The sequence below is a fragment of the Bacillus sp. JNUCC-21 genome (assembly GCF_041222765.1).
GTDB lineage: Bacteria > Bacillota > Bacilli > Bacillales > Bacillaceae > Bacillus > Bacillus velezensis.
In genome coordinates this window covers 2,325,228-2,350,592 of sequence record NZ_CP166019.1, presented here as the reverse complement: position 1 = coordinate 2,350,592, position 25,365 = coordinate 2,325,228, and the positions used below count along the sequence as shown (strand labels likewise).

General features: G+C 40.6%; 27 protein-coding genes, 1 other RNA gene, 3 pseudogenes and 1 riboswitch. Of the genes and pseudogenes, 21 read left to right on the top strand and 10 right to left on the bottom strand.

Annotated features, from left to right (window positions below):
- The first annotated feature begins 15 nt into the window (after window positions 1–15).
- From JNUCC21_RS11780 to JNUCC21_RS11750, 7 genes and pseudogenes are all read left to right on the top strand, one after another.
- On the top strand, window positions 16–1,254 hold the full coding sequence (locus tag JNUCC21_RS11780) for a ribonuclease H-like domain-containing protein (RefSeq protein WP_369878170.1): 1,239 nt from the start codon (window positions 16–18) through the stop codon (window positions 1,252–1,254).
- A 121-nt stretch (window positions 1,255–1,375) separates the two neighbouring features.
- A pseudogene (locus JNUCC21_RS11775) lies at window positions 1,376–1,483 on the top strand (hypothetical protein); the annotation flags it as partial.
- A gap of 83 nt (window positions 1,484–1,566) precedes the next feature.
- On the top strand, window positions 1,567–1,803 hold the full coding sequence (gene cotD / locus JNUCC21_RS11770) for a spore coat protein CotD (protein WP_003153539.1): 237 nt from the start codon (window positions 1,567–1,569) through the stop codon (window positions 1,801–1,803).
- Window positions 1,804–1,891: 88 nt separating this feature from the next.
- Window positions 1,892–2,440: a DUF1273 domain-containing protein gene (locus tag JNUCC21_RS11765; RefSeq protein WP_007409499.1), complete on the top strand. Its 549-nt coding sequence runs from the start codon at window positions 1,892–1,894 to the stop codon at window positions 2,438–2,440.
- Between the two features lie 79 nt (window positions 2,441–2,519).
- Window positions 2,520–2,819, top strand: a complete 300-nt coding sequence (gene gpsB, locus JNUCC21_RS11760; RefSeq protein WP_003153541.1) for a cell division regulator GpsB — start codon at window positions 2,520–2,522, stop codon at window positions 2,817–2,819.
- A gap of 55 nt (window positions 2,820–2,874) precedes the next feature.
- An RNA gene (gene rnpB / locus JNUCC21_RS11755) (RNase P RNA component class B) lies at window positions 2,875–3,256 on the top strand.
- Between the two features lie 96 nt (window positions 3,257–3,352).
- Window positions 3,353–4,519 (top strand): class I SAM-dependent RNA methyltransferase, encoded by a 1,167-nt coding sequence (locus JNUCC21_RS11750; RefSeq protein WP_015240079.1) that lies wholly within the window; start codon window positions 3,353–3,355, stop codon window positions 4,517–4,519.
- Window positions 4,520–4,559: 40 nt separating this feature from the next.
- On the opposite strand, the gene JNUCC21_RS11745 is transcribed toward JNUCC21_RS11750, so the two are convergent.
- Window positions 4,560–4,712: a YpzG family protein gene (locus tag JNUCC21_RS11745; protein WP_003153548.1), complete on the bottom strand. Its 153-nt coding sequence runs from the start codon at window positions 4,710–4,712 to the stop codon at window positions 4,560–4,562.
- Window positions 4,713–4,865: 153 nt separating this feature from the next.
- Between JNUCC21_RS11745 and JNUCC21_RS11740 the strand changes: the two genes are divergently transcribed.
- The 5 genes and pseudogenes from JNUCC21_RS11740 to JNUCC21_RS11720 form a co-directional block, all read left to right on the top strand.
- Complete coding sequence (locus tag JNUCC21_RS11740; RefSeq protein ID WP_003153550.1) at window positions 4,866–5,057, top strand: hypothetical protein; 192 nt, start codon at window positions 4,866–4,868, stop codon at window positions 5,055–5,057.
- A 103-nt stretch (window positions 5,058–5,160) separates the two neighbouring features.
- Window positions 5,161–7,080, top strand: coding sequence for an ATP-dependent DNA helicase (locus tag JNUCC21_RS11735; RefSeq protein ID WP_253600138.1), 1,920 nt, complete (start codon window positions 5,161–5,163; stop codon window positions 7,078–7,080).
- A 111-nt stretch (window positions 7,081–7,191) separates the two neighbouring features.
- Window positions 7,192–8,694: a carboxypeptidase M32 gene (locus tag JNUCC21_RS11730; RefSeq protein ID WP_052827583.1), complete on the top strand. Its 1,503-nt coding sequence runs from the start codon at window positions 7,192–7,194 to the stop codon at window positions 8,692–8,694.
- A gap of 133 nt (window positions 8,695–8,827) precedes the next feature.
- Window positions 8,828–8,927: riboswitch (purine riboswitch) on the top strand.
- A gap of 98 nt (window positions 8,928–9,025) precedes the next feature.
- The gene (xpt, locus tag JNUCC21_RS11725; protein ID WP_012117825.1) at window positions 9,026–9,610 is read left to right on the top strand and encodes a xanthine phosphoribosyltransferase; all 585 of its coding nucleotides are present in this window, start codon (window positions 9,026–9,028) and stop codon (window positions 9,608–9,610) included.
- Window positions 9,607–10,005 (top strand): annotated as a pseudogene (locus JNUCC21_RS11720) (solute carrier family 23 protein); the annotation flags it as partial. The gene xpt and the pseudogene JNUCC21_RS11720, both read left to right, overlap by 4 nt.
- A gap of 19 nt (window positions 10,006–10,024) precedes the next feature.
- Here the strand turns inward: JNUCC21_RS11720 and JNUCC21_RS11715 are convergent.
- Both JNUCC21_RS11715 and JNUCC21_RS11710 read right to left on the bottom strand, forming a co-directional pair.
- The gene (locus JNUCC21_RS11715) at window positions 10,025–11,566 is read right to left on the bottom strand and encodes a recombinase family protein (RefSeq protein ID WP_160229000.1); all 1,542 of its coding nucleotides are present in this window, start codon (window positions 11,564–11,566) and stop codon (window positions 10,025–10,027) included.
- 248 nt (window positions 11,567–11,814) lie between these two features.
- Window positions 11,815–12,795, bottom strand: a complete 981-nt coding sequence (locus tag JNUCC21_RS11710; protein WP_369878169.1) for a thermonuclease family protein — start codon at window positions 12,793–12,795, stop codon at window positions 11,815–11,817.
- A gap of 263 nt (window positions 12,796–13,058) precedes the next feature.
- On the opposite strand from JNUCC21_RS11710, the gene JNUCC21_RS11705 reads away from it, so the two are divergent.
- The gene (locus JNUCC21_RS11705) at window positions 13,059–13,493 is read left to right on the top strand and encodes an SMI1/KNR4 family protein (protein WP_076982859.1); all 435 of its coding nucleotides are present in this window, start codon (window positions 13,059–13,061) and stop codon (window positions 13,491–13,493) included.
- A gap of 43 nt (window positions 13,494–13,536) precedes the next feature.
- Here the strand turns inward: JNUCC21_RS11705 and JNUCC21_RS11700 are convergent, their stop codons facing one another.
- Window positions 13,537–14,550, bottom strand: a complete 1,014-nt coding sequence (locus JNUCC21_RS11700) for a hypothetical protein (RefSeq protein WP_231937506.1) — start codon at window positions 14,548–14,550, stop codon at window positions 13,537–13,539.
- Window positions 14,551–14,813: 263 nt separating this feature from the next.
- Between JNUCC21_RS11700 and JNUCC21_RS11695 the strand changes: the two genes are divergently transcribed.
- The 4 genes and pseudogenes from JNUCC21_RS11695 (at window position 14,814) to JNUCC21_RS11680 (ending at window position 17,795) form a co-directional block, all read left to right on the top strand.
- A complete protein-coding gene (locus tag JNUCC21_RS11695) occupies window positions 14,814–16,529 on the top strand; it encodes a T7SS effector LXG polymorphic toxin (RefSeq protein WP_369878168.1) in 1,716 nt (571 codons plus the stop codon).
- 8 nt (window positions 16,530–16,537) lie between these two features.
- Complete coding sequence (locus tag JNUCC21_RS11690) at window positions 16,538–17,026, top strand: SMI1/KNR4 family protein (protein WP_064778459.1); 489 nt, start codon at window positions 16,538–16,540, stop codon at window positions 17,024–17,026.
- A pseudogene (locus tag JNUCC21_RS11685) lies at window positions 17,016–17,123 on the top strand (immunity protein YezG family protein); the annotation flags it as partial. The gene JNUCC21_RS11690 and the pseudogene JNUCC21_RS11685, both read left to right, overlap by 11 nt.
- A gap of 102 nt (window positions 17,124–17,225) precedes the next feature.
- Complete coding sequence (locus JNUCC21_RS11680; RefSeq protein ID WP_369878167.1) at window positions 17,226–17,795, top strand: SMI1/KNR4 family protein; 570 nt, start codon at window positions 17,226–17,228, stop codon at window positions 17,793–17,795.
- A 305-nt stretch (window positions 17,796–18,100) separates the two neighbouring features.
- Here the strand turns inward: JNUCC21_RS11680 and JNUCC21_RS11675 are convergent, their stop codons facing one another.
- Entirely contained in the window at window positions 18,101–18,190 is a 90-nt protein-coding gene (locus tag JNUCC21_RS11675) for a putative holin-like toxin (protein ID WP_076982784.1), read from the bottom strand.
- A gap of 202 nt (window positions 18,191–18,392) precedes the next feature.
- On the opposite strand from JNUCC21_RS11675, the gene JNUCC21_RS11670 reads away from it, so the two are divergent.
- The 4 genes from JNUCC21_RS11670 (at window position 18,393) to JNUCC21_RS11655 (ending at window position 21,412) form a co-directional block, all read left to right on the top strand.
- Window positions 18,393–18,734: a hypothetical protein gene (locus JNUCC21_RS11670; protein ID WP_064778345.1), complete on the top strand. Its 342-nt coding sequence runs from the start codon at window positions 18,393–18,395 to the stop codon at window positions 18,732–18,734.
- Between the two features lie 127 nt (window positions 18,735–18,861).
- Complete coding sequence (yunB, locus tag JNUCC21_RS11665; protein ID WP_076982785.1) at window positions 18,862–19,620, top strand: sporulation protein YunB; 759 nt, start codon at window positions 18,862–18,864, stop codon at window positions 19,618–19,620.
- Window positions 19,621–19,836: 216 nt separating this feature from the next.
- Window positions 19,837–20,169, top strand: a complete 333-nt coding sequence (locus JNUCC21_RS11660) for a YolD-like family protein (RefSeq protein ID WP_064778347.1) — start codon at window positions 19,837–19,839, stop codon at window positions 20,167–20,169.
- Complete coding sequence (locus JNUCC21_RS11655) at window positions 20,162–21,412, top strand: UV-damage repair protein uvrX (protein WP_014470073.1); 1,251 nt, start codon at window positions 20,162–20,164, stop codon at window positions 21,410–21,412. The genes JNUCC21_RS11660 and JNUCC21_RS11655 overlap by 8 nt, the downstream gene beginning before the upstream one ends.
- A gap of 163 nt (window positions 21,413–21,575) precedes the next feature.
- Here the strand turns inward: JNUCC21_RS11655 and JNUCC21_RS11650 are convergent, their stop codons facing one another.
- The 5 genes from JNUCC21_RS11650 to JNUCC21_RS11630 form a co-directional block, all read right to left on the bottom strand.
- Window positions 21,576–22,736, bottom strand: a complete 1,161-nt coding sequence (locus JNUCC21_RS11650; RefSeq protein ID WP_020954197.1) for a tetratricopeptide repeat protein — start codon at window positions 22,734–22,736, stop codon at window positions 21,576–21,578.
- 151 nt (window positions 22,737–22,887) lie between these two features.
- Window positions 22,888–23,193, bottom strand: coding sequence for a hypothetical protein (locus JNUCC21_RS11645; protein WP_099762739.1), 306 nt, complete (start codon window positions 23,191–23,193; stop codon window positions 22,888–22,890).
- 338 nt (window positions 23,194–23,531) lie between these two features.
- Window positions 23,532–23,783, bottom strand: a complete 252-nt coding sequence (locus JNUCC21_RS11640; protein WP_014470077.1) for a phage holin — start codon at window positions 23,781–23,783, stop codon at window positions 23,532–23,534.
- A 12-nt stretch (window positions 23,784–23,795) separates the two neighbouring features.
- Entirely contained in the window at window positions 23,796–24,167 is a 372-nt protein-coding gene (locus tag JNUCC21_RS11635; RefSeq protein WP_014472511.1) for a hypothetical protein, read from the bottom strand.
- A gap of 106 nt (window positions 24,168–24,273) precedes the next feature.
- A complete protein-coding gene (locus JNUCC21_RS11630; protein ID WP_079005041.1) occupies window positions 24,274–25,320 on the bottom strand; it encodes an N-acetylmuramoyl-L-alanine amidase family protein in 1,047 nt (348 codons plus the stop codon).
- Between the last annotated feature and the right edge of the window lie 45 nt (window positions 25,321–25,365).

Genomic DNA, 25,365 nt, shown 5'->3' with positions numbered 1-25,365 from the left:
AAAGGGGGACGAAAGATGTCCTTGAAAAATAAATTAAAGCGGATGAAAAACCACCTGAATGTGCCGGAAGCTGAAAAAAAGCCGGCAGCTTCACAACTTTCGGTCCCGGATATTCAAGTCCCATTTAGAGAAGAATGGGAGGCATTCGGAGTGAAGCCTTTCTTTTTTGAGGATGAATACTGTCTTATCCGCGAAACCGTCTATCCGCTTTCGCACCGCCACGGACGGTACAGCTTCAGTGAACTTGATGACGTCATGGCATTATGGAATAAAGGCGGTTTGACACATACTTTATCAGCAGAAGGATACAAAAAAAGCCAGCTGTTCTTCTTTGATACTGAAACGACCGGCCTCGGCGGCGGGGCCGGCAATATGATCTTTTTGCTCGGCCATGCAAGAGTGTATGAAGACCGTGTCGCGGTTAAACAGCATCTGCTTCCTAAACCGGGAAACGAGACGGCTCTTTACAAAAGCTTTTTAAGTGAGGTTGACATTACGTCCCTTGTTACGTATAACGGAAAAGCCTTTGACTGGCCGCAGGTAAAAACTAGGCATACATTGCTGCGGGACAGGCTTCCGAAGCTTCCTGACTTCGGTCACTTTGATCTTCTGCACGGGGCGAGACGGCTTTGGAAACATAAATTAGAGCGTGTATCGCTTTTGGCAGTTGAAAATGAAGAGCTTGCTTTTAAAAGGGACGAAGACACACCTGGTTATTTGGCGCCGATGCTGTATTTTCAATTTTTAAAGGCGGAGGATCCGGCTCTTTTAAAGGGAGTGCTCTCGCATAATGAACAAGATGTGCTTTCCCTCATCGGTCTTTACATCCATATGTCAAAAAAGATCTTTGCATCTTCTGATCAGACGTCAGAACGTCAGGAAGCATACGCCATGGCGAAATGGTTTATCGCTCATAAAGAAACCGATCGGGCTGTTTCACAGCTGGAAGCGCTGCAAGGCAAAGCCTTTGAAGATTCAGATCGGGCCCTTTTTGACTTAGCAATGCTTTATAAAAAACAAAACCGCAGGCAAGACGCCGTGCCCCTTTGGGAGAAACTGACGGGCTCTGATCTTCACATATGCAGACACCAATCAGCGGTAGAGCTGGCAATCTATTTTGAGCATCACGCAAAAGATTACAAAAAAGCTCTGCAGGCCGCGCAGCAGGCGGCAGAAGACGGGGAAATATCGGAAAAAGAAGCCGAGAAGCTCCATGTGAGAATTGCCCGGCTCAAGAGGAAATATTCCTCTTGAAATATTGTCCGGGAAAGCGCAAAAGCCGAGCTGTTTCGCCAAAAATATTTTTTTCTGAATCCGCATCGATTTTGTTGTAGAATGGTGCCGCATCTTGTAAAATAGCGTTAGTTATTTATAGGGGAGAGTTGGTATGTATAAAGGTGTTTTTTACTTGTTCTTTGTCGTGGTTTTTTTGATTGCGTTTGTATTTTCGAATTTTAAAGACAGTTTGCTGACGCACTTTTAAATTGGGTGATTGAATTAGAACATGTACCCTCTTTTCTTCATAACCTAACAGTGTAATAAAAGTTAATGGAGAGGGGATTTAGCATGTTTCATCATCATTGTTGCAGACCAAACGTGATGCCGCCGATTGTCCATCCGACTCATTGCTGTGAACACCATTGCTTTTCTAACACGGTTGTGCCGCATATTCATCCGCAACATACAACTAACGTAAATCACCACAACTTTGAGCACGTTCATTACTATCCGCACACTTTTTCAAATGTTGACCCGACAACTCACCAGCATTTTCAGTGCGGAAGCCCTTGCTGCGATCATTAGTATTGAACGCTTAAGCAAGATCGGTTAGGATATCAGCAAATCAAAATGGGGCCCGATGGGGAGCCCCATTTTTTAAGCAGGTGATCAATTGAAAGTATTAGCCGTAACAGGATACAAGCCGTTTGAACTCGGAATTTTTAAACAGGATGACCGGGCGCTTGTTTATATAAAAAAGGCGATAGAAACCAGACTCAGAAGCTTTATTGACGAAGGCTTGGAATGGATTCTCATATCCGGACAGCTGGGGACTGAGCTTTGGGCGGCAGAAACGGCGTACGATCTCAGAGAAGAGTATCCGGAATTAAAGGTTGCCGTTATCACGCCTTTCTACGGCCAAGAAGAAAAGTGGAAGGAACCGAATAAAGAAATGTATGAAGCGGTGCTTGCTCAGGCAGATTATGAGGAGAGCCTGACGCATCGGCCGTACGAAAGTCCGCTCCAATTCCGGCAGAAAAACGCGTTCTTTATTGAAAAGTCAGATGCGCTTTTGCTTTTATATGATCCTGAAATGGAAGGATCGCCGAAATATATGCTGCAGCAGGCAGAAAAACGCCGTGAAACAGACGGATATCCGATTTATTCGATCACGATGGATGATCTCCGTGCCGCCGTTGAAGAAGAAGATTTCTTTACATAACACGTCAGAGAATATTTGACAACGGGACGTGTTTCTGAATAAAATATAACATGATGATTCACGATATGAGGTGAAAAAGATGCTTGCTGATAAAGTAAAGCTTTCTGCGAAAGACATTTTGGAAAAAGAATTTAAAACAGGCGTTAGAGGTTACAGACAAGAAGACGTTGACAAATTTTTAGATATGATTATTAAGGATTATGAAACCTTTCATCAAGAAATTGAAGAACTGCAGCAAGAAAATCTGCAGCTGAAAAAACAGCTTGAAGAAGCAAGCAAAAAACAGCCGGTGCAGTCCAATACGACCAACTTTGACATTCTGAAAAGGCTGTCCAACCTTGAGAAACATGTATTCGGAAGCAAACTTTATGACGAATAGGGCAGATGCACTTGTCAAATGAGACAAGTTGCTTTATAATGAACAAGTGTTCTTAACGTTCGGGTAATCGCTGCAGATCTTTGAATCTGTAGAGGAAAGTCCATGCTCGCACGGTGCTGAGATGCCCGTAGTGTTCGTGCCTAGCGAAGAAATAAGCTAGGGCAGCCTTGATAGGCTGACGGCAGGAAAAAAGCCTACGTCTCCGGATATGGCTGAGTATCCTTGAAAGTGCCACAGTGACGAAGTCTCATCAGAAATGGTGAGAGTGGAACGCGGTAAACCCCTCGAGCGAGAAACCCAAATTTTGGTAGGGGAACCTTCTTGAAGGAATTGAACAGATAGAAGGACAGAATGCTTTCTGTAGATAGATGATTGCCGCCTGAGTACGAGGTGATGAGCCGATTGCAGTACGACGGAACAAAACATGGCTTACAGAACGTTAAACATTATTGATATGACAAATTAGAGCTCTCCTTTAAAGGGGAGCTTTTATCTTGAATGAAACGAAAGCTTAAAAGAGACAGGGTGATACGATGAAGAAGTACACACTAATAGCGACAGCGCCGATGGGAATCGAAGCGATCGTCGCCAAAGAAGTGCGTGATTTAGGTTATGAATGCAAAGTAGACAACGGAAAAGTCATTTTTGAAGGAGATGCGCTTGCGATCTGCCGCGCTAACTTATGGCTGCGGACGGCTGACCGCATCAAAGTACAGGTCGCCGAGTTTCAGGCGAAAACGTTTGATGAGCTGTTTGAAAAAACAAAAGCGATTGACTGGCGCGCGTACATCCCGGAAAACGCAAAGTTCCCCGTTACCGGAAAGTCCGTGAAATCAGTGCTTGCCAGTGTGCCTGACTGCCAGCGGATCGTCAAAAAGGCGATAGCGGAAAAGCTGAAACTGCAATCAGGAAAACAAAATGAATGGATTGAAGAAACGGGCCCCGAGTATAAGGTGGAGATTTCCCTTTTAAAAGATAAAGCCGTACTTACACTGGATTCATCAGGAACAGGCCTTCACAAACGGGGATACAGGGTTGATCAGGGAGGAGCTCCGATTAAAGAGACGCTCGCTGCCGCGTTAATTCAGTTAACCAACTGGACGCCTGACCGTCCGTTCGTCGATCCGTTCTGCGGTTCCGGCACGATCGCCATCGAAGCCGCTTTAATCGGACAAAACATTGCTCCCGGTTTTAACCGTGATTTTGTTTCAGAAGACTGGGAATGGATCGGAAAAGAACTGTGGGACAAGGCGCGTCTTGAAGTGGAAGAAAAGGCGAACTATGATCAGCCGTTGCAGATCTTTGCCAGTGACGTAGATCACCGGATGGTAAACATCGCTAAAGAAAACGCAGAAGAAGCGGGACTTGGTGACCTGATCGAATGCAAGCAAATGCGGGTGCAGGATTTTACGACGAAGCTCGAATACGGCGTAATCGTCGGAAACCCTCCGTACGGCGAACGGCTCGGCGAAAAAAGGGAAGTCGAGCAGATGTATAAAGAAATGGGCCGGGCATTTGAATCTCTTGATACATGGTCTGTCTACATGTTAACGTCAAATGAACAATTTGAAGAGGTCTACGGAAGAAAAGCAACCAAAAAACGGAAGCTCTTTAACGGTTTTATCAAAACGGATTATTATCAGTATTGGGCTAAAGTGCGGCCGCAGCGGAAAAAGCCGCAACAAAGAGAAGACGCCTGAAACAGCGTCTTCTCCGGCATCTTTACGTTTTATTCTGCCATTACCAGCGGTGCGCTTTTGCGTTGCTCCGTAAAATAATGTTGGTCTGGGACATTTCGGTGTGGCCGTTCACTTGCGATTTAGAGCGTTTCGGCCGCGTCCAATTGTGATGAAACAATTCAGAATGCTGATCTAATCGATCTTTATAACTCATGTAACCATCACTCCCTTTGTGCAGATGGATATTCGATCGAATATCTGTTGTAGTTTGTGCAGGTCAGGTGCGGATCATTCAGAATGGCATGTATAGAAAGTGAAGCATCGGCATAGAATGATGATTATTTCTATTTGAGAGGTGATCTATTTTATGCTGAACAGCGAGCACTTCAGTAAAATACAAAAGGCGTTAGACGCAACTGCTTTCCGGCTGGAGGAAGCCGGAGCGGAGTTCGGTCCTTCCGCCATGACACACGCACAGGAAGAACTTGAAAATGCGGTAAAACATACACATTCAACAGACCATCCGTTCCTATGTACACATATCATTAACCGGAAATGATAATGGCAAAAACTTGGCGAGGCCAAGTTTTTTTGTTGTATTGAAAAGGGTTAAATGATATTATAGATGGTCTGAATGCCGAATAGTTAGGGGTTGGAGTTGGGTGACAACATCACGTTTGCCTTTTGCTTTAACAAAAGAAAAGAATTTTTACGAAGAATTGAACAATTGGATTGGTGACGTGTTTTACGATATCCTTCCCGAGAAAGGCTTTGACCTTCGGGATGAGCAGGTATTTATGGCGTTTCAGCTTGAACGGGCATTTAAAGAGAAAAAGGTCATGTTCGCTGAGGCAGGAGTCGGTACGGGGAAAACGCTGGTGTATCTGCTGTTTGCCATCAGCTATGCCAGATATACGGGTAAACCGGCCATTATCGCATGCGCCGATGAAACGTTAATTGAACAGCTTGTCAAAAAAGAAGGCGACATTTCCAAGCTGACAGAACATTTGGATCTGCAGATTGATACACGGCTGTCCAAATCCCATGAGCAGTATCTGTGTCTGAAAAAGCTTGAGAAAACGATGCAGCGTTCTGATGATGAAAAGTGGCTGGATCTTTATGAGTCGCTGCCTTCATTCGTACACGAATCACAAGCGATGCAGCGCTTTTATCCGTACGGCGACCGCAAACAGTACGCTGATTTGACGAATGAAGAGTGGGCAGGCGTCAGCTATGATTCCTTCCAAGATTGTTTAACTTGTGATATGAGACATAGATGCGGTTTAACACTTTCGAGAGATCATTACAGAAAATCAACGGATCTGATTGTTTGCTCCCATGATTTCTACATGGAGCATGTATGGACGGAAGAATCACGCAAAAGGGAAGGACAGCTGCCGCTTTTGCCGGACCACAGCGCCGTCGTGTTTGATGAAGGACATCTGCTGGAATTCGCCGCGCAAAAAGCGTTAACCTATCGCGTGAAGCAGTCGACGCTTGAGCTGTTTTTAGAGCGTCTGCTTCAAAATGACATCAGAGAGGAATTCGCCGAACTGATTGAAGATGCCCTTGCCGCAAACGATGAGTTTTTCTATGTGCTGTCAGAGGAATCGAAGGAAATCGCAGGCTCTCACCGATTGGACATCCAAAACGATCAGCGTGTTAAGCGTGCGGCTGACGAACTGTGCCGTCTGCTCGATAAAATCGGTGAGGCGCTCGTATTTGAATCGGAAATGTATACGATCGATAAGTACGAGCTGTCAGTTGTAGAAGAATACGTCGAACAAATGGCATATTCGCTGTCGCTGTATCAAAAGGATGCCATCAGCTGGCTTGAAACGCGGGATACAGACTCAACGTTTGTTGTTATGCCGAGAACTGTAGCCGAAGTTTTGGGAGAAAAGGTCTTTTCTAAAAAGATTCCTTATATCTTCTCATCGGCCACTCTTTCTGAGGGCGGTTCATTTGATTATATCGCTGACAGCCTCGGAATCCGTGATCCTTTATCATTCACCGTTGAATCTCCGTACGATTACGAGGAGCAAATGTCTGTTGCGCTTCACGGTGACATGACGTCTGAGCAGAAAACAGCCGAAACGATTGAAACCATTAAGAAGAATGAAGGACGCACCCTCGTTCTTTTCCCTTCCTTTGAAGACATGAAGGAATTTAAAGAACAGGCTGCCGCGTGGGAGCTGCCGTATCCGATATACTACGAAGGTGATGAAGAGATCAGCAGTCTGGTCGAAAAATTCCAGCGGGATGAAGAATCCGTGCTTTGTTCCGTCCACTTATGGGAAGGTCTTGACATTCCCGGTGACTCGCTCCGGAATGTGACCATTTGGGCATTGCCGTATCCGCCTCATGATCCCGTGTTTACCGCAAAGCGGAACGGAGCGAAAAAAGATCCGTTTGAGGAAGTTGATCTGCCGTACATGCTCTTGAGAGTCCGGCAGGGAATCGGCCGCCTCATCCGTTCTAATCAGGACAGCGGAACCATATCCATTTATGCGGGCGGAGAAAGTGAACTGGTCTTGGCCGAAGTCAAAAAGGTTTTGCCTGTTACACCGAAAATCGTATAAAAACAAAAGCTGCAGGATTCTTATCCTGCGGCTTTTTTAAATCCGGGAAGTTGACTTTATCACGGCATTCCATTAGCCTGTAATTGATAGTGAAAAGGGAGGGGAACGGATATGGATTTACATACATATGAAAAAGAGTTTTTTGATCTGTTAAAAAGAGTATCCCACTATGTCGAAGCCATTGCACTTATGCATTGGGACTTAAGAACGGGAGCCCCAAAAAAAGGCTCTGATGACCGGGCGGAAAGCATCGGACAGCTGTCGGCTGACGTTTTTCAAATCCAGACATCCGACCGGATGAAAGAGCTGATCGACATCCTTCTCGCGCATGCAGAAGAGCTCTCTGAAGATACAGTGAAAGCGGCGGAACTTGCGAAAAAAGATTATGATCATAATAAAAAAATTCCTGAAGATGAGTATAAAGAATATGTCATTTTAACATCGAAAGCTGAAACGGCTTGGGAGGATGCAAAGGCTGCCTCTGATTTTTCTATGTTTGCTCCGTACCTTGAGAAGCTGATTGATTTTAATAAGCGGTTTATTTCGTATTGGGGCTATGAAGATCATCCATACAACGCATTGCTCGATATTTTCGAACCGGGTGTTACGGTAAAGGTGCTGGATCAGCTGTTTTCTGAATTGAAGGAAGCGATTATTCCGCTTATCAAAAAAGTGACGGAATCCGGCAATAAACCGGACACTTCCTTTATAACGAAAACGTTTTCGAAAGAACAACAAAGAGACCTCTCCTTGTATTTCTTAAAAGAGTTCGGGTATGATTTTGACGGCGGCCGCCTGGACGAGACGGTGCATCCGTTTGCGACGACAATCAACCGGGGCGATGTGCGGGTGACGACCAGATATGACGAAAACGATTTCCGCACGGCGATTTTCGGAACGATTCATGAATGCGGGCATGCGATCTACGAGCAGAATATTGACGAAGCGTTGAGCGGAACGAACTTATCTGACGGTGCATCCATGGGAATTCATGAATCCCAATCGTTATTTTATGAAAACTTTATCGCCAGAAATCAACATTTCTGGACCGCCTATTATGAAAAAATGGTTGAGGCTTCGCCTGATCAATTTCAAGATGTGAAAAGAGAGGACTTTGTACGCGCCGTAAATGAGGCGAAACCGACATTTATCCGAATTGAAGCCGATGAGCTGACATATCCGCTTCATATTATTATCCGTTATGAAATTGAAAAAGCGATTTTCAGCAATGAAGTGACAGTGGAAGAACTGCCTGCATTGTGGAATCAAAAATATCATGATTATTTAGGCATTACGCCGCCATCTGACGCAAAAGGCATTTTGCAGGACGTACATTGGGCGGGCGGCGATTTCGGCTATTTCCCTTCCTATGCGCTCGGATATATGTATGCGGCACAGCTGAAGCATACCATGCTTGACGATCTGCCTGAATTTGACCAATTAATAGAACGGGGCGATTTTGAGCCGATCAAACAATGGCTGACAGAAAAGGTTCATCAGCACGGAAGACGCAAAATGCCGCTTGACATCATAAAAGATGCAACGGGAGAAGAGCTGAACGTTCAATATCTCATTGAGTATCTCGTCGGCAAATATTCAAATTTATATTTATAAACGAAACGCCCGGTATACACCGGGTGTTTTTCTAAAAATTCTAAAAACACGAATAATCGAGAACCAATTCTTTGTAAAAGTTCGGAAATATTCAAATTTCACTATGCAAAAGAAGTGTATCTTGTTATAATTTGATTAATATCATACGAACACTCATATAATCGCGTGGATATGGCACGCAAGTTTCTACCGGTCACCGTAAATGTCCGACTATGAGTGAGCAATGGAACGGCTTTATTCGGCCGTTGCGTGTAGATCATTCGGCATTGCTTGCTCTTTTTTGGAGAGCGGGCAATGCTTTTTTTATTTTTTATAAGCGGGGGTAATCATTGTGGAAGCATTAAAACGAAAAATAGCAGAAGACGGAATTGTTCTTTCTGATCAAGTGCTGAAAGTGGATTCTTTTTTAAACCATCAAATTGATCCGGTTCTCATGCAGCAGATCGGCCGGGAATTTGCGCGCCGTTTTGAAAAAGACGAGATAACCAAAATCGTCACAATTGAATCTTCGGGCATTGCCCCTGCGGTGATGGCCGGCCTTGAACTCGGCGTTCCCGTCATCTTTGCGAGAAAAAGGAAGTCTCTCACATTAACGGATGATCTGCTGACGGCATCCGTCTATTCTTTCACGAAAAAAACAGAAAGTCAGATTGCAATCTCCGGAAATCATCTGTCGAAAGATGACCGCGTGTTAATCATTGACGACTTTTTAGCGAACGGACAGGCGGCAGAAGGACTTTTATCCATCGTAAAACAAGCAGGCGCAGCGGTTTGCGGGATCGGAATCGTCATTGAAAAGTCATTTCAGCCGGGAAGAGATGAGCTGGTGAAAAAAGGATGCCGGGTCGAATCATTGGCGAGAATTCAATCGCTTGAAGACGGAAAAGTGACATTTGTACAGGAGGTCCGTTCATGAAAAACGGCTATGCCAAAACACTTTCACTCGGTATCCAGCACGTGCTTGCCATGTATGCCGGCGCCGTCGTCGTTCCCTTAATTGTAGGAGCGGCATTGGGACTGAACGCAGAACAGCTGACATATCTCGTATCAATTGACATTTTTATGTGCGGGGCGGCTACGCTGCTTCAAGTATGGAGGAATAAATGTTTCGGCATCGGCTTGCCCGTTGTGCTCGGCTGTACGTTCACCGCGGTAGCGCCGATTATTTCCATCGGTAAGGAGTACGGGATTTCAGCCATTTACGGAAGCATTTTGGCATCGGGTCTGCTTGTCATTCTGCTGTCGTTTTTCTTCGGCAAGCTCGTATCCTTTTTCCCGCCTGTCGTAACCGGATCTGTCGTAAGAATTATTGATTGAGTACGACATAAACCTAGTTATAGTAGACCTTGATATTCAAATTCTTCGTACCATCTCCCAAATCCTCGACCGTATACGTTATATGACTAATGAGCATCTTTAGTATTAAGTTTATTTCAGAGTTAGACATCCCGTCAGTAGACTCAATCATCTCCTGCACTTTATGATGACTCCATTTTTCTTTTTTTGTCTCAGCGCTAAGAGCATTTTGAAACTCAGTAGATGCAATTAATTCTGCTAAGTCATTTTCAGCTTTTTGAAGTGTCTCTTGTGAAATTTTCAGCTTTTCTTTGTACTCTGTTTTACTGATGTCCCCATCTAAGTACATTTCCTTTATGCGTTCTATTCTTCCCTTTGCCTTTTTAACAGCTTTTTCTCTTAAACCAATAAGCTGAGCTGTATAAGAGTCATCATTAACATCTTGCTCAGTAGGGGAGAAGAGAGATTCATTGTATTTTTTTATTTCCTTCATAATTGACTGGAACAGTACTTCTTCATGAATTCCTTTTGTTTCTTCGCATTCTTTTGTTCTTTCAGCAGATTTTCGTAAACACTTTCTAACGTGTTTTCTTCTGCCTTTGGGTTGTTCTATAGCTTGTGCTTTATGACAATAAGGACATCTAACAATACCAGAAAGCCTGTGGGTATTCATATTTAAACGTCTTCCGGCCAATTTATATGTTCTAAGTTTTTCTATTCTATTTAGGATTAGGGCATGTTCTTCATCAGTTTTCATGGTTTCATGATGACCTTTTGCAATTAATACTTCATCTAAATTTTTATTTTGAACAATACTGTTATTGCTTTTGCTTTTCTTGTATTTACCAAACCATACATAACCCCTATGAAAATCGTTGGACAGAATTTCTGAAACAACTTCTCCGTACCAAATAGAACGGCCGGATGGGGAGGGTACTTTTAGTTCGGTTAACATCTCAGCAATTACTGTGCAAGAATATTCCTCTTCTAAGAACCATTTAATCATCATTCTATATATTTTTTTCTTTTCCTCAACAACTACTGCAGCTTTAAGATTCTTGTCCCACTTATAACCGTATGGAACTGACCCTGAATGCAGTCTACCTTCTCTTGTGGCATTTTTCTTTCCGTTAATTGTTCTCCGTTTTATTGCTCTATATTCACTTCGGGCAATTATTGATTCAAACTCAGAAAGCATTTCGTCGCCTTCGATTGATAAATCATATATTTTTTTGGGTGTAATAAACAATGTCCCACTTTGCTTAAATGCTTCAAGTATACGTCCGGAATCAATTTGTGACCCTCTAGAGAGTCTGTCCATTGCTACAGCACAAACTGCGTCAAACTCGCCATTTTCAATTCTGGGCAACAACATTGAGAACATTGGTCGTTCATCAATAGTCTCACCTGAGACAACTTCCTCAAACCACTGAACATTTTTAAAGTTCTCTCTTTTTATGAGATATTCTAGCTCATTTCTATGTTTTGCGAGCGTATCTTCTGAATCTCTGTCTTCTCTGGATTTTCTTGAGTAAACTGCTATTTTTGAATTTTCGTGTAACGCCAAGTATTTCATCCTTTCTTCTTATTGTAAGTGTAGTTAGATTATATCATGCGCATTGGAATTTCTTTATAAAATCCTCATTTTAACGAAACATTTTAGATCAGCTTGCTTATTAATCTAATTTAAAGTATCCTAATTGATGTATCATAGGGGTTTAACAGCCACTATAGACCACAGAGTCCCTCACACGCTCTGTGGTTTTTTGTTTAGATTGGAATATACCCAAATGAAAAAAGAAGCCTCAGAGGGCTTCAAATTGATTAATTCTTCTCACATGCAAAGTTGTCATTATCCCGATCCATCTTAGATGTATAAGCAGGGTGAGTGCTTGGTACTCCATGCGGATATTTCTTTCTCAGCTCTGTGCAGTTTGCAAAGTGTTCTGTTCCTCCAGTAGAAGGGGAGGCTTGTGTAGAGTTAGAAGAGCTACTTGATGCTGAACTACTTGAATGGGAACTGCTTGAGTTCGATTTATGTGTCTCAGATTGATGTGGTGTAACTGACTTTCGAGCCGGCTTAGACACACTTACTGATTTCTTCGGTTTAGTTACGCAGCCATTAAATCCTTTATCAGTTGCATAGCCATTCTTACTCCAAATCTTCAAGTCCTTATCTTTCGCAACTTGCTCATCTTTCTTATACATGTCTAAGTACTTCGTGTTTGGCTCATATACATAAGCTACTCGTGCTAATCCTTCTTTAAGCAGTGTTTCTTGAACAGATTTGCCATCCACATAAACGTAAGCCAGCATTCTGCCATACTTGTCTGTGCGATCTCCCTTATCAAACTCCAGTTGAAGCTTTCCATTGTTAACTAACTGTTTGTTTCTTGCTGATGCATCTTCACCATATGGTTGTATGCAAGAGTTTGGTTTCTTAGTCTCAGGAGTGTCAACAAGTAAATAACGAACAGTTTTGACTTCACCTTTATAGTCAACTTTGATCGTGTCCCCATCAACCGTTCTGTTTAATGTTACATCGACCAGCTTTTTCTTATTGTCAGATGCCTTTTTATCAGACGAACTCTTCTTTGCAGCATCTTCGGCGTTTTCATTCTTGTCATTCGTACTTTTGTCGTTTGATTGAGTGTCGGTCTTTGTTTCTTTTGCATTCTTTTCTTCTTGCTGCGTTGTTTTAGCTTTATCTGAATCTGATTTATCTGTAGAAGCAGAATCAGACCCACACGCAGCCAAAGAAAAGCTTAGAGATAATGCGCTAATACCTAACAACCATTTCTTCATTGTGATTCCCCCAAATTTGTTTGTTCTGTCTCTATATCGGACAAACCTTCCTAATTATAAATATAAAACCAAAGATTGTAAATTTGATTTTGTCATTTTAAAACACTCAAATAAAGTTGTGTGGTAAAATTTAGTGGTCTAAACCTTAGAGGAGGGAAAGTTATATGGAAGAAGGGAAGTTAATTCAAATGACTCTTAATGGAATAAAGGAAGCTGTTTCTAAATACGGAACATTCCCTATGTTTCATCATGGAGGGTATGTCATGGAAGATGCTACTTTTCATTTCAAAGATCCTGCTAGTCCTCAAGAAATTAGCGATATAGAACAGAAGCTAGGTGTTACCTTCCCTAATGACTATAAAGAGTTTTTGTTACAGCACAATGGGATGGAAATGTTTGATGGGATTGAAATACTTAGCTTAGAGGGAATCATTGAATATAATGAGGTTCAAGATTTCCCAGAGGGATACGTTTTAATTGGATATCATTTTGATGGAAGATATGTCATAGACACAAACAAATCAAAAAATGGATTAGGTTATATGCTATATCTAGACTCAATTGATGATATTGAAGATGCGATTAACTTAGATTCGAATTTTGAAATATGGTTTGATATGTTAGTGTCTTCCAATGGAACGAAATATTGGGAAGTGAATCCGAATATCCGAGAGTATTATAAACTGGTTTCAGAATAAAAAGACTCCGCATAGGAGTCTTCATCTACGTTCATCTACAATTTTACTTCTTTTTTGTATAAGAAGCCCACCATGGATTTACTTCTTTCCTGTGAAAATTCACATCGATAGGAATTAAATTGCTTGTCTGATTTCCTCCACCGTACTCTCTAGGTAGTTGATGATGAATCTCAAATTTTACCCAAGTTTTTTTGCCGTATTTTTTATCATACCATTTCCTATATGCTTTGCGTTCTGTAGTTCCCCATTTTACTCTTTTATCGCTAGGCACCCATTTAATAAATGCATTAGGTGGAGCTAATATATTTAATCCTGATTGCTTATCTGTGTAATTGGAGGGGAAAAACATTCCCTTCATATTCGTTAGGTATAATCCTTCAGTCCAGGATATCGTTCTAACAGTTGGTTTTTTCCCTGCCCAAGTAGCAATTGCGCCGCCAGTATACTTCCAAAATGTTGTTTTGTTTACATTAATAAATTGATGAACTTCCGATCCCTTTTTCACTTGAGGCCCTACAAAGGTCTTTCTAATAGTATGGGGGCAAGTAAACTGTTTATTATAATAACCACTTTTGCATAAACCCTGGTGTACTTCTGCTGACGCAGGAGGAATCCCTACTATTTTTGAAATTTCAACTCCGTGCATCACTTTATTAACTTTTCCACCTAAAAAAGTGTGACTGAAATAGATAATACTTTCTGCTTTTTTCTCAACAGTTTTCCGTTGGTTTTCAGAGGTTACTTGTCCAGATGATGTTTGATTACCATCTTTGTCATAAGCTATATAAGTTTGATATGAACTTTCAACATCCATCCCTTGTTCCTTGGCGATTTTTTGCAACTTGCTTTCTGATCCAGATAATTCTCTTTTAGAGGAATCGGTGTTTTGCGGTTTTTCATTTACTGTTGAGATACGTTTGTTTAGGTCAATGCCAGTTGCATTATTATCAGTGACTTCTTTGTTTGTCGTTGCCTTTGCATCGTGGAGGGGATAGCAAGAGAATAATAAAGAGAGAGCTACTACAACTAGCCAAATGCTCTTTGACACATACTTCATAATGGTTTTACACTCCTTTTTCTTCTGTTTAAACCTGTTATGAGTATCTGAGATGTAAATAAATAATACATTTTACAATTAATACCTCCTTTCGTGAGGATAGTATCACCTTTTCCATTTTTTATCAACAGAAGTGAGCCTATTTTAAGATTTTGTTAAAGTTCAAATCTCCTAAGAAAGAGACCTTTCACAAAAGGAAGAAGCTCCTTACATTAATATAATGTGGTAAAATTTACATGAGAATAAGTGGAAAGGAGACAGGCATGAAAGTATTTGAAGCATCCTCGTTAATCTCAGCAGCGGAGAAACGAGCAAAAGAATACGATCAGATTAGAGAACAGTTTATTAATCTCAGAAAAGCATTTCAAGGCATGGCTGATCTTGGTGACAATGATTTCTCAGGCCGTGGCGCCGACAACATCAAAGCCTTTTTCCAGGACCACGCCGGCGTCACAGACAGCTGGCTTGATCTGATCGATATGAAGATTGCTTTTCTTAACAGTATTTCTGGAAAAGTATCTGATGCCGGATTGACTGATTCGTTTGTGGAAGAGTCATTTTTAGAACATGAACTGATTCATGCGAAGAATAAATCAAAAGCTATCATGCAGGAGCAGCGGAATGAAATGAGGGATATTCTTAATGAGATAAGCGATATTGTTCATCTTGATGTTTTCTCGACAGAGGATGTCGATCAAAAGCTGGATTCAGCAGATAAGAAACGGGACAATACCGTACACAAGCTCGGAAAGCTCGATCATGATCTAATGAAGGAATACGCAGAAACGGAAGCGAACGAACAGTTCATCCAAGCCGACTTTCAACAGCTTCAAAACGCCACAGGCAAAGGAAAAAACGCCACGCCGCTTCACTACAACGCCAAGGCGTACCGTGAAAGCGACATCCATAAGAAAAAAGGCGAGATTGCAAGACATTCGGATGCTTATTTGACGATTAAAAAGGAAGAGGCGAAAGAGCGTGAAATCAAGGATCTGAAGAAAAAGCTGGCTGATGGTGTAACCGATCCGGATGAGTATTTGGAAATCGCGAAGAAGATCGGCTATGAAAACCTTGAACCTTCCCAACAGCAATATGTGATCCAGCTTGAACAAGCAAAACAGATGGAAGAAGCCGGAGAAGTGACTTGGGATATTTTAAAAGGAGCTGGCGTTGGTTTATATGATGTCGGGAAAGACACGGTAACCGGTTTATGGGACTTCATAACCGATCCGGGAGAAACCTTGTCAGCACTGGGAAACGCAGTACTTCATCCAGTTAAAACATATGATGCTGTTTCAGCAGCAATCGAGGAATCGTATCAAAAAGATATGGTGAACGGGGATGCATATTCCCGATCAAGATGGGTGACATATGCGGTCGGTTCAGTGGCTGTAGCTGTCGTCGGAACGAAAGGCGCAGGAGCCGTTAACAAAGCAGATGCAGCAGGTAAGGTCATAAACAAGGTAGGGCAGGCAGGTACGAAAATGAAGGATGTTAAAATTCCGGATTTACTGCCATATAATCCAAAGTATGACCTTGCTCTGACAGGTGACGTGCCATACAATGTAGTGGATGGAGCAAACTTAAAAAATCAACTAATGAGTTTTGCTAATAAGTCAGATAAAGAAGTAAAACCTTTCGATGTCGTAGATTATAGGCCAAGTAACAGTCCCTTAGAGAATCATCACGGTGTAATGGACGTATGGGCTAAACACAATGTTCCGAATTATGTGAGTAGAGGGAGTAACACACCAACAGTAGCTTTAACTAAGGAACAACACAACGCTACGAAGAAAGTATATAGAGAATGGTTGTTCGAAAAAACAGGGAAGAAAGTTGGCGGCAAAGTAAACTGGAAAGAAGTATCCCCTAGAGAAATACAAGAGCTTACTGAGAAGATGTTTGATGCTGCTAATGTTCCTAAAGAAGCGAGACAGCAATATTATAATGCATTTAATCAATACAATTTTAGAAAGTAGGTGTGGACTTGAGTATTCATATGTTAATCAAGAAGATTGCTTCTACATCAGACTGCCGGCTGTTTGAAGTTGACGGTCTCCCGACAATAGACGAGAAGCATCAACTACCAAGAGATGTTAGTGAATTTTATAAACAATGCGGTGGAGCAGTTTTATATGAAAATGCGGATTATCCAATATATATAGTACGACCAGCTGAGTTTAAATTGGCTAATCCCGTTATTGTTGGGGAACTTTGTGAAGAAGACATTTCCTCTGAGTGGTATATTGTTTGTACGGATGGAAAAGGAGAATATCTGACAATTGATTTAAATGAAGATCGTAAAGGTAAGTGTTACGACAGCTTTTTTGATCGACATGGAATTGTTGGTGAAACACAGGTAATAGCCACTTCATTTACTGATTTAATACAGCGACTGCTTGAGAATAAGGGTGAGCACTGGTATTGGTTAAGGGATGATTTTAGTACATTGGGCGATGCATATGATGGAGACTGAGCTAAACAATCTATATAAAGAGATTGCAGAAACAATAAATGAAATGATCCCCGAGCAATGGGAAAAGTTTTGGTTTTATGCACAAGTTTCGGAAACATAGGTGTCTAGGTGAGGAACCGTCTGATGCGTCTCTAAAAGGAATAATTGAGAAATATAAAGCTGATTATCCTGAAAACCCGATCTAAGTGAGGATTTTGGAATGAGCATACACGATATCACTGAAAAGATGAACAAATTTAATTTAAAGTATTACGCATCAAGCAATGAACAAGAAAGCAAAAGAAAAATCAAAGCATTTGAAAACGAATTAAACATAAATCTTGATGAGGTGTACAAAGAATTCGTTGTAAGATATGGCGGAAGCACGATACAGGCAGATAATGTTCTATTTCCAAGCCTTGAAGAGAATCCAGTGGCTAGTAATAATCATTTAAGATTAGGGCTATTTTATGGGTTTGGGGTAGACGATGCTGACTTTGATGTTATATCAATGACAGTTACTTATGAAGAACAAATGCCGGACTGGATTATACCGATTTCTGATGGTGACGGAGGAGATCAAATTTGTCTTGGTGTGAAAGGAGAAGCAGCAGGGAAAGTTTATTTTTGGGATCATGAATTGACAAATGGAGTGAAAGACACGTTTTTGGTGGCAAATTCTTTCTCTGGCTTCATTCAAAGTCTGTTTATAGAAGAATCAACAGATGTGGACGATGAAGACGATGGTATTTTATCTATTGAGCTAGATGATGATTTATTAAACAGTTAAGCAAAAGTATTGCAATTGTATGAGATGATGCAAAAGTAAGCATTCGTAATCAAAATAAAATAATGGTTTTTTCCATAAACAAAGTATTGTAAATTATTTCAATGGTTTCACTTAATGTGTTATAATCAGAAGTGTAAGATATTTGATCGGTTACAGTGTATTTCTTTCATAAGAAATGCATAAAATAAAAAGACCAGGGTGTTGGTAGCACCCCGGCTCTGTACAAAAAGCTGCCCATCAAAGGGCTTGCTCAGCAGTTGTTCATGATAGGCCTAACCCTTCAGGTTTCCAGGCTCAAGGGAGGTCTATTTTTTATTTATATACGTCAACAGGGCGATTATAAACGACCCGAATGCAAGCATTAACATTAATGCCTGAAATGTTGACATAAGCATCACCCCCTTTCGTAGGGGATGAGCAAGACTCCCTTGAGTGAGCATGCTTTAATGTACAGGAATCATTATACACTAATTCCAAATATATGTCTGTGATTATTGGAGCCTTATTGACAATAGACAAGTTATAATGTAGTACTTTTCTTTTTGAAATTTGTGTTATAAGATATATTAAGATTTTCAACAAGAGAGGAAATTTATCATGAAGAAAGAAATTTTGCTAATTCATAATGGCTCAAGCATTACATATGCAGACCCACATGAAGCTGCTAGGAGTTATGCTAAAGCTGTCATTGATGGGGTAAATCCTAATGAAATAGAACTATATACTGACATTGCCGTAAATCTTAAAGACCAAGCTAAACTGATGAAACAATTTAACCAGGAACTATCTAAGATTGTAAATACAAGAATTCCTATGATGGAAGAAAACACAAAAGAGCTAAGCAATGAAATGGAAAATTCACATCAAATTTATAAGGGAATTTCAAAAGAAAGCATAAAAAGAAAAAGGATTAGAAAAACGAAAATAAGCAGGCTATAAAAATAGCCCGTCATTTGCGTGATCAGAAAGAAAAGCAATACTTTGTGCCGGAGTTTTTAAGTGTGAAAATAAATTACTATGTCCCCCCTTACAAGCATACATTGTGATATGTAAGGGGGGATTTTTCTTGCCTAGATACCGGAGCGCTCTTCGCAAGAGAGGGCCTTTGCCTTTTCGGTATGTGTTGCTTCTGTCGTTTGCTTTTTTTATCATATCGACGGTCATCAGCCTCTGGATGATCAACTCCTCAATCAAACCGGTGCTGATGAACATAGGAGAAATGGAAACCAAACGGGTGGCGACAGAGGTCATTACGGAATCCATTGAAGAATACATGTCTCACAGCGACAATGTGAAAGATATGGTCGATATGAAAACGGATGAAAACGGAAAAGTCACAACGATGGATTTTAATACACAAGTGGTCAACAGCATGAAGGCGAAAGTGACAAAGCAGCTTCAGGCTCATTTGAAGGAAGCGGAGTCGAACAATAAGCAGCATGAAACGGAAAAAGGCGCGAAAACGGCCGATGAAATTATGATTAACATCCCTTTAGGGCAGGTCACGGGAAACAGCATTCTCGGAAATCTGGGGCCGAAAATCCCCGTGCGCTTTAACCTGATCGGTGATGCGTTAACTGATGTGAAAACAAAAATAAAGCCGTACGGCATTAACAATGCCCTGATCGATATCAGTATTTTTGTGGAAATTAAAGTGAAGGTCATTATTCCGTTTGCCAGTAAAACATCAGTCGTGACAAATAATATTCCGGTCTCCATTAAAGCGATTCAAGGAGAGGTGCCGCAGTTTTATAACGGAAGCGGCGGATCAGGTGTGACGCCTTCCATCCAGCTGCCGAATGAAAAAAAGGAGAAAGACAAATAAAGACACACAGCCGCATTTTCTTCTGGCGGCTGTTTTTACTTTTTCCTGCGGATTTCTTGAAACTGAACTCAAGTATCGACTAGAGCAGCCCATAAAGCTTAGTGGATACTTGCTGAATAGTCATTTCCAACAATTACATCGAACTATTGTTCTTATTTATATTGAATAAAGAACATTTGTTCTGTTAATATTAGATCAATAAAGGAGTGATTCAAAATGCTTAGAGATCGAGGGGCGATCAAATGGACTTCCATGATGCTTCCAGAACATTTAACGCAATTAAAACAGGACTTGTTAGATGTTTCGAAAATGGAGAAGCCATCTTTAGATGAGCAACAAATTGAGGAGATTGACATCCTGGTTTCTGAAGCAATGGCGCTGAATAAAGAACTAAAGTTTAAGCTCTTTAAAGAAGGGGTTGCCGAGGATTTAATCGGTACAGTTCAATATCTCAATTACGAACAACACAAATTGCATGTAAAAGATCATCACGATCAAACCGTATACATCACCATGAATGACATCATAGGAGTTGCTTACAATGATTGATTACTCACAGTTTCCACGTAAAAATATACTTTGTGTAGATATGAAATCCTTTTATGCTTCAGTATCGGCTGTAACAATGGGATTGAATCCAATGACATGTTATCTCGCTGTAGTCGGAAACACGGATAGACAGGGAAGTGTTGTCTTAGCAGCGTCTCCTGCACTTAAAAAAGATTATGGAATCAAGACTGGCTCCCGGTTATTTGAGATTCCAGATGATCCAAAAATTCATATAGTAAACCCGCAAATGAAACTTTTCATCAGAGTTTCAACTGAAATCACTAAATTGTTTTACAGGTTCGTTCCTGAAACATGTGTGCACACGTACTCAATTGATGAATCTTTTTTAGATGCAGGAAAAGAAAATCCTGAAGTCATGGCAGAAGCAATTCAGAGCAGTATGAAGAGAGAGTTTGGCTTAGTTTGTACTGTTGGTATTGGTGACAATATGTTGCTGAGTAAGTTAGCTCTTGATTTAGAGAGTAAGAAAACAAAGACTGGGATTGCACGGTGGAGATATGAAGATGTTCCAAATAAGCTTTGGTGTGTTCATCCGTTATCTGAAATGTGGGGAATAGGAGGGAGGATGGAGAGGAATTTAAACCGGATGGGGATTTCAACTGTTGGTCAATTAGCTAAATATCCATTAGAGCTACTTGAAAAACGATTCGGCATTATGGGCAATCAGCTTTATTATCATGCACATGGAATTGACCTTTCTGAAATTGGAGCTCCTTTGATGCAAGGGCAAATAAGCTACGGGAAAAGTCAGATATTACTTAGAGACTATACGAAGAAAGAGGATATCAAGGCGGTTCTCTTGGAGATTTGTGAAGAGGTTGCACGAAGAGCACGAACACATAACAAAGTAGGGCGCACAATTAGCTTGGGTATTGGTTACAGTAAAGATGAGTTCAGCGGCGGCTTTCACAGAGCTAAAACGATTGATTTGCCTACAAATATCACAATGGATATTTATCGATATTGCTTGATGTTGTTTGATAAATTCTATACAGGCAAAACGGTACGAAGTGTTTCAGTTACCTTATCCAATATTGAGGATGATGTAAATCAACAATTAAGTCTGTTTGAAAAAGATAATGAGAAGAGAAGAATGCTTGGATTCGTTATGGACGGGATAAGAAACAAATACGGATCTAAAGCGATCTTACGAGCTGTTTCTTATACACCTGGAGGCACAGCTTTGCATAGAGCAGGTTTGACGGGTGGACATAAATCATGAGAACAGAGAGCAGCTCCCTCTGTTCTCCTTACAAAGTCATTAGTTTTTTACGTTTCGGCTCTTTCAGCAACCTTGAACGTATCATTTTGTTGTTGGAGATAGGAAGCACCCACTGTTCCGGCAACGCCGAATAATAGAACTGCACAGATAAATAGTTTAGTTTTCATATTGCTTCTCCCCTTTTGATTTGTCTTCTTGCTTCATTTGCCAAACGATAAAATTCAACTGCACCCCAAGCATCCTGTTTTCCAGTGAGAAAATCTGCTACAGAGACACCATAGCTTTCCATGTCAGGGTATATACTTCTTTCTTTGAAGAACTCGAATGTTTTCCTAACTAAGTCTAAATCATAGTCCAAGAAAAGTCCTTTAACCATTTTTAACTTTTCAAGTACCATTTCATTGTTATGCCGTTCAGCCAACTGTTTGGCCTGTTCATAAAATTTTTTTGCGTTTTCAATGTCATTTTGCCTTCCCTTTAAGAAGGAGATAACAAATAATGTTTTAGCAGCGTAATCATGATTTTCCGGCTCAATGATTTGAAGTGACTTATTAAAGTGAAAAAATGCTTTATCAAGTTCTTCCATTTGATTATAACATAATCCAATATTAAACAGTGCTGAACGCATCAAATGCCCACGATTCTTTTCACTTTTGTTTAGCTCTACTGCTTCCTGATACGCTTTGTATGCTTGCTTTAAAGCTTCATCAAACTTCATACTGTCCAATAAATTACCAAATATGACGAATTGACAGCGTACCTTTTGTACCCCGTATGTAGGGCTCCCGTCAATAGCAGGTTGCTTTTTAAATATATCGTAAGCCCTCATGGCATAATTCATTGAAAAATAAGTCTGTTTCATGTGGTAATACACTTCTGACAATTTAAAATAAAATTCAGCTTTTTCAACTTCAATATCTTCGCTCTCAATTGAATCCAAATATCTCTCAGCTTGTCTATAGTGATTAAGGGAGAATGCCAACTCCTTTTGTCTAAAATAGAACATGCCCATGAAAAAATAATAGTAATATTCGAGCATTCCAGTTAAGTTTTCATGGCCTTCGTATGCTTTTAACTCACCATAGTTTTTCTCAATGTCTTTTATAGCGTTAGGATACATATATGCCAACATTAGCTTATGTCTAAACTCAAGTAGGGAGTAGTATAGTAAAACATCTTGGTTTTCTTCCATAATTTTTATTTCCTGCATAACTTCTTTACGCATTTCTTCTGCTCTACCGACCCAATTCTTTTTAATAGCCACATACCAATGATTCATCTTTGTTGCTACTAAATCATAAGGAATGACCTTTTCGTTCTCCAAGTCCTAAACCCCTTTCAAATCCATTTTATTATATAGTTGCATTGGAGGAAAGAAATGTAAAGGGAATTTGAGTGAAAATTAAAAACAAATCAATAATTCGATTATGAACGAAACGAAAAAAATACCCTCCTCGTTAGAGAAGGGTATATGATCAGTTTGCTGTTGCTTTTAGAGAAGCAAGCCACTCATCTAATGTTCCAGTGAAGCCTTGTTGAACGGCTAATTCATATGCTGATTTTCCATCTTTACCGGCAGCACCAGTAGCTCCTTTAGCACCGGTTGCACCAGTATCACCTTTGTCTCCCTTAGCGCCAGTAGCTCCAGTGTTGCCTTTTTCACCTTTTAGTGAAGCTAACCATTCCTCTACAGTTCCTGAAAAACCATTGTCCACTGCGATTTCATAAGCAGACTTCCCAGTGACAATTGAGACATTAACCATTGGATTGAAAAAACTCATTTATGCGCCCCCAAAAAGTTATATGTAATTCCTGACTCAGAAATTTTGAAGCTTGTGATAGGTGAATCGTGAGCGTCCATTTGAAAGCCTTGTCCAGCCCTTAAATAGATAGGATCTCCACCATTGATTGATACGTGGCATTCCTGATCATTCGAAAAGCTGAACTTATAGAAAGAATATTTAATCGTCCAGGTTGCAGGTGGGGAGGGGATTACTTCATGGTTAGATTCTGACTTCTCAAGCATTGGACTTCCGATATATCCAGATCCTATTTGCATAATCAACAATCATTCCTTTCTTCTTGAAAATGAAAAAAAGGGGGAGATAAACTCCCCAAGTTATTTTGGCTCTGTGTATTCCATGGCTTGATCGCTGTCTGAGATACCTGTAGTGGTTGGATCCACTACAACCCCCATTGCAGTTAGAAATGTAAGCAAAGCATTAAATTTCTCAGTAAGATCATCGCTAAACACAGAAATGTCGTATCCAAATGCAGATGCAATTGCTTGTGCAAACAAAAGAGTTGCAGAGAAGATTGCAACCAGGAATGTTTTCTTTTTAAGTCTTACTTTCCAGTTAATTTTAGTCATTAAATCGTCTCCTTATAAATTAGCTAATTTGGTGATATCAACACCAGCGATCTCTGCACCAAGCAGTAAGAGAATAATTAGAACTAAAATCTTTAATGTCTTGCCGAATGTTCCTTCTAATAAGTTTTGAAGCCATTTTGTTTGCGACTGATTAACTTGCTGAAACTCATTTCTTAGTCCAGCTATCTCAGTGGTGAACAAATTTTTTGTTTCAACAAGGTTTTTTTCCTGATTCTCAACAACAGTGGTAAGCCTAATGAGCGATTCACTTGTTGTTTTTTGTGTTTCCAACATGATTTTTCTATCTTCTGCTTGTTCTTTAAGACGTTCTTTTATATGAGCGACCTCGGTCTTTAAAACTTCATAGTTTTCTTTTTCAGCCACAATGCAATCATCCTCCATAAAAAATAGGAGGTAATGTCACATCACCTCCTAAATAATCATTGATACACTTTGAGCTACAATCATTCTCAAAGATATTTAAATATATTTAGATTTTTGAGCCAAATTGTCCTGAGATGTAGCCTCGTTTACCTTTGTAGATAACTTCCCAGTAACCCTTAGCATTGTTTAACCCTTTCACTGAGCCAGAAATGCTGACGGTATCACCTAGCTCCACAGTGCCGAGATTCTTCGCTTTGTTTTTATCAGGTCTGTCCATTACGATAGCAGCGCTTTTTACTCCGACAACTTTAATCTTGCCTACAGATTTGATTCCACTGCTATCAGGCTTAGAAGTGGGTTTAGGCTTTGGGGTTGATTTTCCAAGCTCAGCATCACTTTTAATGTATTTCACATTTACATATCCGCTGTATGTAGCGCCTTTGGAGTTTGTATATTTGATATAACCCCAACCATTTTGAGTTGATCCTTTTTGGTATTGGACAGTGGAGCCTTTAGGAAGGGCAAGTACAATAGAGGAGTTCGCATTGCGCTGAGTTCTCACATTAAGACTGTCTGCGATAACTGTGTTCTTAACATAAGAGCCATTTGTTTTAACGACTTTTGTTGGCTTTGAAGATGAGGAAGAAGTTTTCCCGCCGAGTGCTTTCAATTCAGCAGCAATAGAAGCTTTAACAGCATTCCAACGTCCTTCATCAAGAACTCGATGTGGGCAATACTTGCCAGACCAGTCTTGATGCTTTTTAACTCGATCTATGCCCCAGCCACGTTCTTTAAGGAGTTGTGCAATAAACTTAATAGCCAACGCTTCAGCTTTTTTATAGCGCTCTCCGCCTGATTTAGAGTAGCAAACTTCTACACCGATGGAAGTCCGGTTTCCTGAATTCACACCTGATCCATCACCCGTATGCCATGCATTACGATTTGTAGGAATCCCTTGGACAACCTCTTTATCATCTACAGCAAAGTGAAAAGAAACTTCATTATTGTTACCGATCATATAACTAACTTCATTTTGCGCTGGTGCGTCGTTGTATGTATTGTGAAAAGTGATGAATGAAGCAGATAATGCATATGGACATTTGATTGAATATTTGTCTGGTGATACTAACATTTGTCTCGCTTGAATAGCCATATTAAACATCTCTCCTAAATTAAATTTGAGCACAAAAAAGAGAGA

Excerpts from the sequence above, each read along its gene's own strand:
- gpsB (WP_003153541.1), top strand. The coding sequence starts at position 2,520 with ATGCTTGCTGATAAAGTAAAGCTTTCTGCGAAAGACATTTTGGAAAAA.
- JNUCC21_RS11695 (WP_369878168.1), top strand. The coding sequence starts at position 14,814 with ATGAAAGTATTTGAAGCATCCTCGTTAATCTCAGCAGCGGAGAAACGA.
- JNUCC21_RS11715 (WP_160229000.1), bottom strand. The coding sequence starts at position 11,566 with ATGAAATACTTGGCGTTACACGAAAATTCAAAAATAGCAGTTTACTCA.
- JNUCC21_RS11670 (WP_064778345.1), top strand. The coding sequence starts at position 18,393 with ATGAAGAAAGAAATTTTGCTAATTCATAATGGCTCAAGCATTACATAT.
- JNUCC21_RS11745 (WP_003153548.1), bottom strand. The coding sequence starts at position 4,712 with ATGAGTTATAAAGATCGATTAGATCAGCATTCTGAATTGTTTCATCAC.
- JNUCC21_RS11780 (WP_369878170.1), top strand. The coding sequence starts at position 16 with ATGTCCTTGAAAAATAAATTAAAGCGGATGAAAAACCACCTGAATGTG.
- JNUCC21_RS11645 (WP_099762739.1), bottom strand. The coding sequence starts at position 23,193 with ATGAGTTTTTTCAATCCAATGGTTAATGTCTCAATTGTCACTGGGAAG.
- JNUCC21_RS11660 (WP_064778347.1), top strand. The coding sequence starts at position 19,837 with ATGCTTAGAGATCGAGGGGCGATCAAATGGACTTCCATGATGCTTCCA.
- JNUCC21_RS11710 (WP_369878169.1), bottom strand. The coding sequence starts at position 12,795 with ATGAAGAAATGGTTGTTAGGTATTAGCGCATTATCTCTAAGCTTTTCT.
- JNUCC21_RS11750 (WP_015240079.1), top strand. The coding sequence starts at position 3,353 with ATGAAGAAGTACACACTAATAGCGACAGCGCCGATGGGAATCGAAGCG.
- JNUCC21_RS11740 (WP_003153550.1), top strand. The coding sequence starts at position 4,866 with ATGCTGAACAGCGAGCACTTCAGTAAAATACAAAAGGCGTTAGACGCA.
- JNUCC21_RS11655 (WP_014470073.1), top strand. The coding sequence starts at position 20,162 with ATGATTGATTACTCACAGTTTCCACGTAAAAATATACTTTGTGTAGAT.
- JNUCC21_RS11680 (WP_369878167.1), top strand. The coding sequence starts at position 17,226 with ATGAGCATACACGATATCACTGAAAAGATGAACAAATTTAATTTAAAG.
- cotD (WP_003153539.1), top strand. The coding sequence starts at position 1,567 with ATGTTTCATCATCATTGTTGCAGACCAAACGTGATGCCGCCGATTGTC.
- JNUCC21_RS11730 (WP_052827583.1), top strand. The coding sequence starts at position 7,192 with ATGGATTTACATACATATGAAAAAGAGTTTTTTGATCTGTTAAAAAGA.
- JNUCC21_RS11700 (WP_231937506.1), bottom strand. The coding sequence starts at position 14,550 with ATGAAGTATGTGTCAAAGAGCATTTGGCTAGTTGTAGTAGCTCTCTCT.
- JNUCC21_RS11675 (WP_076982784.1), bottom strand. The coding sequence starts at position 18,190 with ATGCTTATGTCAACATTTCAGGCATTAATGTTAATGCTTGCATTCGGG.
- JNUCC21_RS11640 (WP_014470077.1), bottom strand. The coding sequence starts at position 23,783 with ATGACTAAAATTAACTGGAAAGTAAGACTTAAAAAGAAAACATTCCTG.
- JNUCC21_RS11630 (WP_079005041.1), bottom strand. The coding sequence starts at position 25,320 with ATGGCTATTCAAGCGAGACAAATGTTAGTATCACCAGACAAATATTCA.
- JNUCC21_RS11705 (WP_076982859.1), top strand. The coding sequence starts at position 13,059 with ATGGAAGATGCTACTTTTCATTTCAAAGATCCTGCTAGTCCTCAAGAA.